Annotated in this window: 9 protein-coding genes and 1 tRNA gene; 5 read left to right on the top strand and 5 right to left on the bottom strand. The window is 68.5% G+C overall.

Annotated features, from left to right (window positions below):
- Positions 1-22 precede the first annotated feature (22 nt).
- The 3 genes from VML93_RS17015 (at position 23) to VML93_RS17005 (ending at position 4,185) form a co-directional block, all read left to right on the top strand.
- Positions 23-1,105 (top strand): class I SAM-dependent methyltransferase, encoded by a 1,083-nt coding sequence (locus VML93_RS17015; RefSeq protein WP_325612406.1) that lies wholly within the window; start codon positions 23-25, stop codon positions 1,103-1,105.
- A 65-nt stretch (positions 1,106-1,170) separates the two neighbouring features.
- The gene (locus tag VML93_RS17010) at positions 1,171-3,306 is read left to right on the top strand and encodes an alpha/beta hydrolase (RefSeq protein WP_325612405.1); all 2,136 of its coding nucleotides are present in this window, start codon (positions 1,171-1,173) and stop codon (positions 3,304-3,306) included.
- A gap of 90 nt (positions 3,307-3,396) precedes the next feature.
- Positions 3,397-4,185: a DUF2127 domain-containing protein gene (locus VML93_RS17005; RefSeq protein ID WP_325612403.1), complete on the top strand. Its 789-nt coding sequence runs from the start codon at positions 3,397-3,399 to the stop codon at positions 4,183-4,185.
- A gap of 48 nt (positions 4,186-4,233) precedes the next feature.
- Here the strand turns inward: VML93_RS17005 and VML93_RS17000 are convergent.
- Both VML93_RS17000 and VML93_RS16995 read right to left on the bottom strand, forming a co-directional pair.
- A tRNA-Thr gene (locus VML93_RS17000) sits at positions 4,234-4,306 on the bottom strand.
- A gap of 44 nt (positions 4,307-4,350) precedes the next feature.
- Positions 4,351-5,565, bottom strand: coding sequence for a DNA polymerase III subunit delta' (locus tag VML93_RS16995; protein WP_325612401.1), 1,215 nt, complete (start codon positions 5,563-5,565; stop codon positions 4,351-4,353).
- 155 nt (positions 5,566-5,720) lie between these two features.
- Between VML93_RS16995 and VML93_RS16990 the strand changes: the two genes are divergently transcribed.
- Complete coding sequence (locus VML93_RS16990; protein ID WP_325612400.1) at positions 5,721-7,316, top strand: adenylate/guanylate cyclase domain-containing protein; 1,596 nt, start codon at positions 5,721-5,723, stop codon at positions 7,314-7,316.
- On the opposite strand, the gene topA is transcribed toward VML93_RS16990, so the two are convergent.
- The 3 genes from topA to cspA form a co-directional block, all read right to left on the bottom strand.
- Positions 7,313-10,114 (bottom strand): type I DNA topoisomerase, encoded by a 2,802-nt coding sequence (topA, locus tag VML93_RS16985; protein WP_325612399.1) that lies wholly within the window; start codon positions 10,112-10,114, stop codon positions 7,313-7,315. The two genes, VML93_RS16990 and topA, sit on opposite strands and share 4 nt — an antisense overlap.
- A gap of 204 nt (positions 10,115-10,318) precedes the next feature.
- Entirely contained in the window at positions 10,319-10,909 is a 591-nt protein-coding gene (locus VML93_RS16980) for a hypothetical protein (RefSeq protein WP_325612397.1), read from the bottom strand.
- Between the two features lie 138 nt (positions 10,910-11,047).
- Complete coding sequence (cspA, locus tag VML93_RS16975) at positions 11,048-11,251, bottom strand: cold shock protein CspA (RefSeq protein ID WP_007166602.1); 204 nt, start codon at positions 11,249-11,251, stop codon at positions 11,048-11,050.
- Between the two features lie 303 nt (positions 11,252-11,554).
- Between cspA and VML93_RS16970 the strand changes: the two genes are divergently transcribed.
- On the top strand, positions 11,555-13,741 hold a 2,187-nt coding region (locus VML93_RS16970), incomplete at its 3' end, for a DEAD/DEAH box helicase (RefSeq protein ID WP_325612396.1).

Genomic DNA, 13,741 nt, shown 5'->3' with positions numbered 1-13,741 from the left:
ACCTCGACAAAGGAGCACTCACATGACAGCACTCGACGACACCCAGGCCCCCGCAATCGACCCGGACAAGCTGATGGCCTTCGTGTTCCGCGCGGTGGAAGAAGCCGGCGCGGCGCTGAACTGCGCCCTGGTGGTGATGGGCGATCGCCTCGGCTACTACCGAAGTCTGGCCGACAGCGGTGCCAGCACCCCGGCCGAACTGGCCGAGCGCACCGACACCGACGAGCACTACGCCCGTGAATGGCTCAACGCGCAGGCCGCCGGATCGTTCGTCACCTACGACCCCGCCACCGGTCGCTACCAATTGCCGCCGGAGCATGCCGTGGCGCTGACCGACGAAACCAGCCCCGCGTTCGTCGGCGGCCTGTTCCAGATCGCACACGGCACCGCCACCGATGCAGGCAGGATCATCGACGTCGCCCGCACCGGTGACGGCGTCGGCTGGGGCGATCACAACTCCGACGTGCACGTGGGATGCGAGCGGTTCTTCCGGCCCACCTATAACGCATACCTGGTCGACGCCTGGCTGCCCGCACTCGACGGCGTGGTGGACAAGCTCAACTCCGGTGCCGCGGTGGCCGACGTCGGCTGTGGGCACGGTGCGTCGACAATCCTGATGGCCCAAGCGTTCCCGTCGACGAGGTTCCTTGGCATCGACGGTCATGCCGGATCGATCACCACGGCACGCGAGCGGGCCGCCGAAGTGGGGGTTCAGCAGGTCAGCTTCGAAACCGCAGGAGCGCAGGGCTTCCCGGGCGGCCCGTATGACCTGGTGACCATGTTCGACTGCCTGCACGACATGGGCGATCCGGTCGGGGCCGCGCGCCGCGTCCGTGAGGTCATCGCGGAGGACGGCACCTGGATGATCGTCGAACCCGCCGCCGGCGACCACGTCGAGGACAACCTGAACCCGATCGGCCGCGCCTACTACGGCTTTTCGACGTTGTTGTGCACGCCGTCGTCGTTGGCACAGCCGGTGGGGCTGGCGTTGGGCACCCAGGCGGGTCCGGCGCGGATCAAGGACGTCGTGACCGCAGCGGGCTTCACCCGGTTCCGGCTGGCCGCTCAAACCCCGTTCAACAACGTCTTCGAGGTCCGGCCCTGACGACGGCACACGTTTGCCGGACGTCACCCTGGCGTGACGTCCGGCATACGCGCGAAGATGGGCTGATGAGGGCCGAGCAGCGCCGGGCCCGTCCACCGGACGCGTCGGGTAGCACGGTGCGCGGCGGAGTTTCGTTGCATTACGACGTGTACGGCGACGGGCCGGTCACGGTCCTGCTGTTGCCGACGTGGTCGATCCTGGACTCCCGGTTTTGGAAAGCGCAGGTTCCGTTCCTGTCCCGGTACTTCCGGGTGGTCACGTTCGACGGCCGCGGTTCCGGACTGTCCGGACGACCACGGGGCACCGCCGCCTTCCTCGATCCCGAGTACGCCGCCGACGCGCTGGCCGTGCTCGACGCGACGTCGACCGATCGCGCTGTCCTGGTTGGATTCTCCTGCGGCGCAACGTGGGCCGTGCACGTCGCGGCCGGCCACCCGGAGCGGGTCCGGGGCATCTTCGCCATCGGCCCGGCGTGTGGGCTCGAGGTCGCCCAGCCCGCAGAAGAGCTGCAACGTTGGCTGTCGGAGCCGGAACACCCGCGCAGCTGGCAGAAGTACAACCGTCACTACTGGCGACACGGCGACGTCGACGACTTTCGCCAATTCTTTTTCCAGCAGCTGTATTCCGAGCCGCACTCCACCAAGCAGATCGAAGACTCCGTGCGGTGGTCGGCGGCGACCGACGCCGAAACGCTGATCGACTCCACCGCCGCCCGCCTTCATCTGGACGGGCCGCCGGCGGAATCGATGGAAGAGCTCGCGGTCCGGGTGCGCTGCCCGGTGCATGTCGTGCACGGCACCGACGACCGGATCCGCCACTCTGCCGTCGGCGAGGAGCTGGCCCGGCTTACCGGCGGGACGCTGACGCTGGTCGAAGGCGCCGGCCACGGCCTGCCGGCGCGGGAGCCGGTCCGGATCAACACGATGATCCGCGAGTTCGTGGAGTCGGTCACCGCGGCCGGCCCGCCACGCGAGCAGTCGGCGCCCGCCACGCGCCGACGCAAGCGGGTGCTCTATCTGTCCTCGCCGATCGGGCTTGGCCATGCCCGGCGCGACCTGGCGATCGCCAACGAATTACGCAGAGCCCGCTGCGATCTCGATATCAGCTGGCTCGCGCAGGATCCCGTCACCCGGATACTGGACGCCGCCGGGGAGCGGGTGCACCCCGCCGCACACTACTTGCTCGGCGAATCGCGGCACGTCGAGGCCGAGGCCGGCGAACACGACCTGCATGCGTTCGAGGCGATCCGGCGGATGGACGAGATCCTGGTCGCCAACTTCATGTTGTTCGGTGAGATCGTCCGCGACGAGACACCAGACCTGGTCGTCGCCGACGAAGCCTGGGAGGTCGACTACTTCCTGCACGAGAACCCCGAGCTCAAACGATTCCCGTTCGCCTGGCTTACCGACTTCGTCGGCTGGCTGCCGATGCCCGACGGCGGCGCGCGCGAGGCCGCACTCGCTGCCGACTACAACGCCGAGATGATCGAGCACCGGGCACGATTCCCACACCTGCGCGACTTGTCCGTATTCGTCGGTGACCCTGACGACGTGGTGTCAGAGAAGTTCGGCCCGGGCCTGCCGGACATCCGCGAGTGGACCGAGCAAAACTTCCGGTTCTGTGGCTATGTGACGGATCGGATGCCGGCGTCGGCGCCGGAACGCGCAGCGGTGCGCCGGCGGCTGGGGCTGGGCCCCGATGACCGGTTGTGCGTCGTCACGGTCGGCGGCACCGCTGTTGGCGAGTCACTGCTGCACAAGGTGCTCGACGCGGCCGCAATCGCGCTGCAGCGGGAACCGACGCTGCGTTTCCTGATGGTGACCGGACCGCGGATCGATCCCAGTGCCATGCCACGACGGCCCGGCGTGCAGGTATACGGGTTCGTGCCGGACCTCACCGATTACCTCGCGGCGTGCGATCTGGCTGTCGTCCAGGGCGGTCTGAGCACCTGTATGGAGTTGACCGCGGCCGGCACACCGTTCATCTATGTGCCGCTCGAGCACCACTTCGAGCAGAACATCCACGTGCGACATCGGCTCGACCGCTACGGCGCCGGACGGGCGATGCGCTACGCGGATGCCTGCGACCCGGACCGGCTGGCCGCCACGATCGCCGAGGAACTTGGTAGCCAGACCCACTTCCGGCCGGTCGAGACCGGCGGCGCGGCGCGGGCCGCGGCGATGCTCGCCGAGTTGGTGTAAAGGCCCGCGGCGTTGACTCTGCGCTGACGGCGTGCGCACTCGCCTTGCGCCGTGGACGCAGAGTCATCGCCCAGCTAATGTCCTCCGGATATGGATTTCAGTCTGCGGAGTTGCTCCTGGCACGGGCACGCTACTTACGCGCCCGACGAGACCGAACTGGCCGCGCGTTTGCACGTGTCGACACCCGCCGGGGAGGCGTGGCGGTGCCTGCGGTGTGGCACTTTCGTGGTCGGTGAGCCGCGCGGTCGCGGGCCGGCCGACGAGGCCCCGGAGGTGCCGCGCGGACGGCTGTTGCGCGACCGGCTCATCATGCGCCTGCTGGCCGTCGAGCGGGTGCTGCGCGGGATCGTTTTCGTGGCGCTCGCGGCCGGGGTGCTCAAGTTGCGCGGCTCGCAGGCCCAGTTGAAGGCCGCCTACGAGCGGGAGATGCCGCTGATCCGCCCGCTGGCCGATCAGATCGGCTGGAATCCCGACGATTCGAAGATCGTCCACTTCATCGAGAAGGGCTGGACGCTTACGCCGACGACTCTGGTCTGGATCGCGGTCGGGCTGCTGGCCTATGCCGCAATCGAATTCATCGAGGCGGTCGGGCTGTGGAAGGTGGCACGCTGGGGCGAGTACTTCGCGGTGATCGCCACCAGCGTCTTCCTGCCGCTCGAGATCTACGAGCTGACCGAGAGGGTCACCGTGCTGCGCGCGGGTGCGCTGATGGTCAATATCGCGGCGGTGATCTGGCTGCTGTGGTCCAAGCGACTGTTCGGTATCAACGGGGGCGGTCGTGCCTACCATGCCGAACACAGCGAGGAGAGCCTGCTGACAGTGGAGCGCGCCGCCGTCGCCGAGGGCATCGGAGCAGCATCACAAGTGTCGGCGACGTAGTCGACTCTGCGTTGCTAGGTGGAGCTGCTAGGTGGAGCTGGTACACGGAGCCGCCTGGGGGAATCGAACCCCCGACCTATTCATTACGAGTGAATCGCTCTACCGACTGAGCTAAGGCGGCGTGCCCGCACGCGGGCGGCACGAGTCTACGGCAGGCGGCCAGACTCACCCAAGTTCCTGGCCGATGGCAGCGACCATCGCATCGACGGCGAACTTCGGTTTGACGTTGACGGCCAGCGCTTCGCGGCATCCCAGCACGGCCTCGATGCAGCGCAGCAGTCGTTCCGGCGGCGCGTGGCCGGCCAGCGCGGTTACCCGGTCGGCCATATCCGGGTGGTTGGGCCGCACGTCGCCGGCGTCGGCAGCGACCAGCAAGGCATCCCGGAAGTAGGTCGCCAGGTCGACCAGCGCCCGGTCCAGCGAGTCGCGCGACGCCCGAGTCTGCCGGGACTTCTGCCGTCGTTCGAGATCCTTGATCGCCCCGGTAGCGCCGCGCATCGCAGACGCGGTGCCCTTACCGGTGCCGCCGGCCCCCAGCGCGGTTCGCAGCTCTTCGGTTTCGGCTTCGGCACGGTCCGCGGTCAGCGCCACCGCCTCGGTTTCGGCGGCGGCCACCAGCTCTTCGGCCGCGGCGTACGCCTTCGCCGGCTGCACGGCGTCGCGTACCAGCTCCAGCGCCCGCTCGCGGCGCTGGCGCGCGTCGGGATCGGTGGCCAGCCGGCGCGCCCGCCCGACATGACCGCCGCTCACCGAAGCCGCCCAGTTCGCGGCATCGGCGTCCAGGCCGTCGCTGTCGACCAGCACCCGCGCGATCGCCTCGGTCGACGGCGTCACCAGCGCGACATGCCGGCAGCGGGATCGCAGCGTGATCGCGATGTCCTCGGGATCCACCGACGGCGCGCAGAGCAGGAACACCGTCGACGGCGGCGGCTCCTCGACGACCTTGAGCAGAGCGTTCGCGGCACCTTCGGTCAGCCGGTCGGCGTCCTCGATCACCACGATCTGCCGGCGCCCGGTGGTCGGGCGGCGCGAGGCGATCTGCACGATGGCGCGCATCTCGTCGACCCCGATGGACAGCCCCTCGGGGATGACTCGTCGCACGTCGGCGTGGGTGCCGGCCATCGTCGTCGTGCATGCCCGGCAGCGCCCGCATCCGGGGCCGCCGTCCCCAAAGTCCGACGTGCACTGCAGCGCGGCCGCGAAACACACCGCCGCAATCGAGCGGCCCGAACCCGGCGGGCCGGTAATCAACCACGCATGTGTCAAATTCGGATCGCCCGTGGGGCTGTGACCCGCATCACCGCGGGCGGCGCGGGCGGCGGCGAGCAGTTCGGCCTCCACGGCTTGCTGACCTACCAGCCGCGTAAACACTCCGGACATCATCGGCAACCATAGTGACACCGTCCGACAGATACCGATCAGCCACCATTTCGCGACAATTCCGTTATCTTTCGCGATCTTTCGCCAGCACCGGGCGACTTGCCGAGTCGGTTGTAAGTTTCCGACAAGTCGCCGCCGCCCGATACGGTGGGCTGGTGGCAACCCAGGCGGCACTGCCCGGGCGGATCAGCGCGTTCGTCCGGTGGGTGGTGCGCACCCCCTGGCCGGTGTTTTCCCTGAGCATGCTGCAGGCCGATATCATCGGCGCCCTTTTCGTGCTCGGCTTCCTCCGCTACGGCCTGCCGCAGCAGGACAGCATCCAGTTGCAGAAACTGCCGCTGGCAAATCTGATCACCATTATCACGTCGCTGATCTTCATATTCCTCGCCGGGTTCCTGGTGAATTTGAAGCTGCTGATGCCGGTTTTCCGCTGGCAGCGCCGCGACAACATGCTCGCCGAATCCGATCCGGCCGCCACCGAGGTGGCGCGCAGCCGCGCGTTGCGCATGCCCTTCTACCGCACCGTGATCAGCGTGGCGTCGTGGTGCATCGGCGGCGCGGTGTTCATCATCGCCAGCTGGTCGGTCGCCAGATACGCGGCGCCCGTCGTAGCGGTCGCCACCGCGTTGGGCGCCGCCGCGACCGCGATCATCGGCTACCTGCAGTCTGAGCGGGTGCTGCGGCCGGTGGCCGTCGCGGCGCTGCGCAGCGGTGTGCCGGAGAACGTCAAGGCACCCGGCGTCATCCTGCGGATGATGCTGGGCTGGACACTGTCCACCGCGGTGCCGCTGCTGACCATCGTGCTCGCGGTTGTGGCCGACAAGGTGTCCCTGCTGCATGCCGCACCGGAGAAGCTGTTCGATCCCATCCTGTTGCTGGCATTGGCGGCGTTGGGTATCGGGCTGGTCAGCAATCTGTTGGTGGCGATGTCGATCGCCGACCCGCTGCGGCAGCTGCGCTGGGCGCTGTCGGAGGTACAGCGTGGTAACTACAACGCGCACATGCAGATCTATGACGCCAGCGAGCTGGGCTTATTGCAGGCCGGCTTCAACGACATGGTGCGCGACCTGTCCGAGCGGCAGCGGCTTCGCGACCTGTTCGGTCGCTACGTCGGCGAAGACGTGGCCCGACGGGCGCTGGAGCGCGGTACCGAGCTGGGCGGGCGCGAGCGCGACGTCGCGGTGCTGTTCGTGGACTTGATCGGCTCCACTCAGCTGGCCGCATCGAGGCCGCCCGCCGAGGTCGTGCACCTGCTCAACGAGTTCTTCCGGGTTGTGGTGGACACCGTCGGTCGGCACGGCGGCTTCGTCAACAAGTTCCAGGGCGACGCTGCGCTGGCCATCTTCGGCGCTCCGATCGAGCATCCCGACGGTGCCGGGGCCGCGCTGGCGGCCGCGCGTGAGCTGCACGACGAGCTGCTGCCGGTGCTGGGTTCCGCCGAGTTCGGCATCGGGGTGTCGGCCGGCAGGGCGATCGCCGGCCACATCGGCGCTCAGGCCCGTTTCGAGTACACCGTGATCGGCGACCCGGTCAACGAGGCCGCCCGGCTCACCGAGCTGGCCAAACTCGAACAGGGGCACGTGCTGGCGTCGGCGATCGCGGTCAGTGGCGCGCTCGACGCCGAGGCCCTGTGCTGGGACGTCGGCGAAGTCGTCGAGCTGCGCGGCCGCATCGCGCCGACCCAGCTGGCCAGGCCGCTGAATCTGGCCGAGCCCGAAGATGTGGCCCGTGCCGCTGCCGAGCAGAGCTAGCTGCGCTTGGCGGCCTTCTTGGCCGGCGCCTTGCGGGTGGTCTTCTTGGCCGGTCGCTTCGCCGGACCGCGGGCACGGCGGTCGGCGAGCAGTTCGGAAGCGCGCTCGTCGGTAATCGACATCACGTCGTCGCCCTTGCGCAGGCTGGCGTTGGTCTCACCGTCGGTGACGTACGGCCCGAACCGGCCGTCCTTGATCACCATCGGCTTGCCCGACGCCGCATCGGTGCCCAGCTCACGCAGCGGCGGCGCCGAAGCACTGGTGCGGCCGGAGCGTTTCGGCTCGGCGTAGATCTTCAGCGCTTCGTCAAGGGTGATGGTGAACATCTGGTCTTCGGTTGCCAGCGACCGAGAATCGGTGCCGCGCTTGAGGTATGGACCATAACGCCCGTTCTGCGCGGTGATCTCCTCACCCGAGGCGGGGTCCTTACCGACCACCCGGGGCAGCGACAGCAGTTTCAGCGCGTCGTCGAGCGTCACAGTCTGCAGGTCCATGCTGCGCAGCAGCGAACCGGTCCGGGGTTTGGGCCCGGTCGGCTTCTTGCCCTTCTTGGCCCCCTGCTCGCCGCCCTCGTCCCCGTCGCCTTCCGGCTTCGGGAGGATCTCGGTCACGTAGGGCCCGTACCGGCCGTCCTTGGCGACGATCTCGTGACCGGTCGCCGGATCCACGCCCAGCACGCGGCCTTCCTGCGGGGTGGCGAACAGCTCTTCGGCCACCTCGAGGGTGAGCTCGTCGGGCGTGATCGCATCGCTGAGGTTGGCCCGCTGCGGCGTGGGCTCACCACTGTCGTCGGTCACCAGCCGTTCCAGGTAGGGCCCGTTCTTGCCCACCCGGACATAGATCGGGCGGCCCTGCGCGTCGTCAAACAGCTTGATGGAGTTGACTTCTCGCGCGTCGATGCCCTCAAGATTGACGCCGACCAGCTTCTTCAGGCCACCGGAGCGGGCCACCGAACCAGGCACCCCGTGGTCGCCGCCGAAGTAGAAGTAGTTGAGCCAGTTGGTGCGTTGCTCGTTGCCCGATGCGATGGCGTCGAGTTCGTCCTCCATCGCCGCGGTGAAGTCGTAGTCGACCAGCCGGCCGAAATGCTGCTCCAGCAGACCGGTCACCGCGAACGCCACCCACGAGGGGATCAGCGCGCTGCCCTTCTTGTAGACATAGCCGCGGTCCTGGATCGTCTTGATGATCGACGAATAGGTCGACGGCCGGCCGATGCCCAGCTCCTCGAGGGCCTTGACCAGCGAGGCCTCGGTGTAGCGCGCGGGCGGGTTGGTGGCGTGCCCGTCGGGGGTGAGTTCGACGGCGTCCACCTGCTGCCCCTCGGTGAGGTGCGGCAGCCGGCGCTCGGCGTCGTCGGCCTCCCCGCCGGCCAGTTCGTCGACGGTTTCCACGTAGGCCTTGAGGAAGCCGGCGAAGGTGATGGTGCGGCCGCTGGCCGAGAACGTCACCTGACGGCCGCCGGATTCGCCATTGATCCGCAGGCTCAGGGTGGTGCCGCGCGCGTCGGCCATCTGCGAGGCCACCGTGCGCTGCCAGATCAGCTCGTAGAGCCGGAATTCGTCGCCGTCGAGTTCGCGACGCACCGCGTCGGGGGTGGCGAAGGTCTCGCCGGCGGGCCGGATGGCCTCGTGCGCCTCCTGGGCGTTCTTCACCTTGCGGGTGTACTGGCGCGGCGACGGGGAGACGTACTCCGCGCCGTAGAGCTGACGCGCCTGAGTGCGCGCGGCGTTGATCGCCGACTCCGACAGCGTCGTCGAGTCGGTCCGCATGTAGGTGATGTAGCCGTTCTCGTAGAGCCGCTGCGCGATGCTCATCGTCCGCTCCGAGGAGAACCGCAGCTTGCGGCCGGCCTCCTGCTGCAACGTCGACGTCATGAACGGCGCGTACGGACGCCGGGTGTAGGGCTTCTCCTCCGCGGACGCCACGGTCAGCCTGGCGCCGCGCAATCCCGTTGCCAGCTCGGTGGCGCGGGCTTCGTCGAGCACCACGACCTCGTCCGCCTTGCGCAGCACACCCAGCGAGTCGAAATCGCGTCCGGTAGCCACCCGTAGGCCGTCCACGTTGGTCAGCCGGGCGTTGAAGGTGGGCGGCTGTGCCTGCGGGTCGGACACGCTGGCGTCCAGCTTGGCCAGAATGTCCCAGTACGACGCGCTGCGGAACGCCATCCGGTCGCGTTCGCGCTGCACGATGATCCGGGTGGCCACCGACTGCACCCGGCCGGCCGACAGCTTGGGCGCGACCTTCTTCCACAGCACCGGGCTGACCTCGTAGCCGTACAGCCGGTCGAGGATGCGGCGGGTCTCCTGCGCGTCGACCAGGTCGATGTCCAGGTCGCGGGGGTTTTCGGCCGCCTCGAGGATCGCCGGCTCGGTGATCTCGTGGAACACCATCCGCTTGACCGGGACGCGCGGCTTCAGAGTCTCCATCAGGTGCCAGGCGATCGCCTCACCCTCGCGGTCACCATCAGTCGCCAGATAGAGCTCGTCGACGTCCTTGAGCAGGCCCTTCAGCTCGGTGACGGTGCTCTTCTTCTCGGGGCTGATGATGTAGAGCGGTTCGAAGTCCGCATCGACGTTGACCCCGAGGCGGGCCCACGGCTCGGATTTGAACTTCGCGGGCACGTCGGCGGCCGCCCGGGGGAGGTCGCGGATATGGCCTCGGGAGGACTCGACGATGTAGCCGGACCCTAGGTAACCGGCGAGTTTGCGCGCCTTGGTGGGCGACTCGACGATCACGAGTCGCCGGGTGCTCCCGTTTCTGCCGCTGTTGCGGGCAGATGTTGTTCGAGGGTCAGCCAACTGCGCCTACGCTCCATCTCCTGTATCGGTCCCCTGGCGGAACCGCCCCGCAGGGAAGGATGACAGGTCGCTCCCAAAATGTCCGGATTATTCCGGGCGATTCCGGGTAGGCCGCACCTTCGCCCCCGCGGGCAACTGACAATTTCGCACCAATAGGCGGGCCTGCGCAAACCGGCTGGCCCCAACCTGGGTTCTAATCGGCCGTCAAACCCGAGGCCACTGCGCCAACGCTTCGGCGCCCGCGGGCGGTTCCCCGACGTTCTCTACCAGGCGCGATAGCCTGCGCCGGCCGCTGATCCGCAGTGCCGGCCGAGCGCCGCGGGTACCGATCAACGTGGGTGCAATACCGACCCGCATCAGCGCCGACGCCAGCGGCGAGTGGGTATCCGGTGCGTGCGGGTCCAAACCCAGCAGATATCGGTCCGCCTCGGGGTTCCCGGCCGCCAGCACCCACGCCCGAAGCTCACGCGGCCCGGGCAGCCAGCGCGGCGGCACCGTCTTGACCGCGCCCCGCGTCCACTCGGCGGCGATGGTGCGCAGTAGCGGGCTCACCGCCGTCCTGACCAGCGGGGAGTCCTCATCGGTGCGGGTGATCTCGGGTACCAGACCCGCCTCGTGGATCATCTCGGCCAGCGCCTCGGCGCGCCAGAGCTGATCCAGCACCACCGACAGCCGGGCGCCCTGGCTGTCTGGGCTGCCAACCATCACGATCTGGCCAGTGGCCGCCAGCACGCCGGAGAGATCGGCGACCGCGGGCGGTACCGACTCTGCGGTGAAGAAGGAAAGCTGGCTCACGCCACCGACAGTAGGCCAGCCAGCCGGTCCGCGGCTTGAGGCGTGCGGCAGCCTGCGCGAGTGCGGCGCTCCAGGTGTGTGCTCACCAAACGAAAACCCCCCGGACCGCGCCGGGGGGGTTCGTCAGCTTCTGCTCTCTTAGACGGAGCGGACGCCGGTGGCCTGGGGGCCCTTAGGGCTGTGGCCGATCTCGAACTCGACCTTCTGGTTTTCTTCAAGGGTGCGGAAGCCCGAACCCTGGATCTCCGTGTAGTGGACAAACACATCCGCGGAACCGTCCTCGGGGGCGATGAACCCGAAGCCCTTCTCCGCGTTGAACCACTTCACAGTTCCCTGTGGCATTTCTCGATCTTTCCTTTTCTTCTGGGTGCGGTGCACCGCCTTTCGGTGCCCCGGGCCAGCTACGACCGCCATACCTCGCGGAGTCGCCGGAACTTCACCCGACCGATAACCTCGCAGGAACCGCGACCGCAACGTCGATCCTGCGAAAGTTTTACACGAACACAGAAGCTGCGACCGGGATCAGTCAACCATGTTCAACGCTTCGGCGACAGCATCTTGGTGGCCGAAGAGACAGTGAATTTACGTCAGCGTCACACCGAGGCACCGGCCGGCGACCGCCAAACTGGCACAGAAAGGTTTGCGATGGCGAGTTTCGGCAGCGAGCTGCTGACCGTCGCGCTCGCCGGCACCCCGTCCGGCGAACGGCCGCTGCGCCATGTCGCCGAGCTGCCCGCCCGCAGCGGCCGCCCCCACGAATGGCCTGCATGGGCTGAGCCTGACGTGGTTCGCGCGTTCGCCGACCGCGGCATCCTCGCACCGTGGTCCCACCAACTCGAGGCCGCCGAACTCGCCCACGCCGGCCGTCATGTGGTGGTGAGCACCGGCACCGCGTCGGGAAAATCACTGGCCTACCAGCTTCCCGTCCTCAACCAGCTGGCCATCGACCCCGGCGCCCGGGTGCTGTACCTGTCGCCGACGAAAGCGCTGGGCCACGACCAGCTGCGCGGCGCGCACGCCCTGACCAGCTCCGTTGCCCGGCTAGCCGCCGGGGAGTTCTCAGTCGCGCCGACGGCCTACGACGGCGACAGCCCGGCCGAAGTGCGCCGCTTTGCCCGAGAGCGCTCCCGATGGCTGTTCTCCAACCCCGACATGATTCATTTGTCGATCCTGCGCAACCATGCCCGCTGGACGGTCCTGCTGCGCCGTCTTCGCTACCTGGTTGTCGACGAATGCCATTACTACCGAGGGGTTTTCGGCTCCAACGTGGCGATGGTGCTGCGCCGCCTGCTGCGGCTGTGCGCCCGCTACTCCGCGGAGCCGACGGTGATCTTCGCCAGCGCGACGACGGCGTCACCCGGAGCGACGGCCGCGGAACTCATCGGCCGGCCCGTCGAAGAGGTCACCGAGGACGGCTCTCCGCAGGGGGCACGCACCGTGGCGTTGTGGGAACCAGCGCTGCGCGACGACCTGACCGGTGAGAACGGGGCTCCGGTGCGACGATCCGCGGGCGCCGAAGCCGCGCGGGTGATGGCCGACCTGGTCGCCGAGGGCGCGCAGACCCTGACTTTTGTGCGGTCGAGGCGTGCCGCGGAGCTGACCGCGCTGGGCGCTCAGGCCCGCTTGGACGACGTCGCCCCGGGGCTATCAGACAAGGTCGCGTCGTATCGGGCCGGCTATCTCGCCGAGGACCGCACCGCGCTCGAGCACGCCCTGGCCGAGGGTCGGCTGCGCGGTCTGGCCACCACCAACGCGCTGGAGTTGGGTGTCGATATCGCCGGGCTGGACGCGGTGGTTCTGGCCGGCTTTCCCGGGACGGTCGCCTCGTTCTGGCAACAGGCCGGCCGGTCCGGGCGGCGCGGCCAGGGCGCGCTGGTGATGCTGATCGCCCGCGACGACCCGCTGGACACGTATCTGGTCCACCACCCCGCCGCGCTGCTGGACAAACCGGTCGAGCGGTCGGTGATCGATCCGGCCAACCCCTATCTTCTTGGGCCCCAGCTGCTCTGTGCCGCAACCGAATTACCCCTCGACGACGCCGAGGTTCGGGAATTGGGCGCAGAGCAGGTAACCGAGGGTCTGGTCGACGACGGGCTGCTGCGCCGACGGGGCGGCAAGTACTTTCCGGCGCCCGGCCTGGAACCGCACGCCGCGGTGGACATCCGCGGGTCGACGGGCGGGCAGGTCATGATCCTGGAGGCCGACACCGGACGGCTGCTGGGCAGCGCCGACGTCGGTCAGGCTCCGGCGACGGTGCACCCGGGAGCCGTTTACCTGCATCAGGGCGAGAGCTATGTCGTCGACTCGCTGGACCTCGACGAGGGTCTCGCCTTCGTCCACGCCGAGGACCCCGGCTATGCGACGTTCGCCCGGGAAATCACCGACATCTCGCTCGCCGGCACCGGTGAACGTGCCCGGTTCGGGGCCGTCACCCTAGGCCTGGTGCCGGTGACGGTCACCCACCAAGTCGTCGGCTATCTGCGTCGCCGGCTCACCGGGGAGGTGATCGACTTCATCGAACTGGACATGCCCCGACATACCTTGCCCACCACCGCGGTGATGTACACCATCACCCCGGAAGCTTTGCTGCACAACGATTTTGGAGGGATCGACGCGCCCCGGATCCCCGGCTCGCTGCACGCGGCCGAGCATGCGGCCATCGGGCTGCTGCCCTTGGTGGCCAGCTGCGATCGCGGCGACATCGGCGGCATGTCCACAGCCATCGGACCCGACGGCCTGCCCAGCGTCTTCGTCTACGACGGCTACCCGGGCGGGGCGGGATTCGCCGAACGCGGCTTCCACCAAGCCCGCACCTGGCTGAGCGCCACCGCC

This window comes from Mycobacterium sp. (assembly GCF_035499775.1).
GTDB lineage: Bacteria > Actinomycetota > Actinomycetes > Mycobacteriales > Mycobacteriaceae > Mycobacterium.
This window is presented reverse-complemented; position numbering and strand designations above follow the sequence as displayed.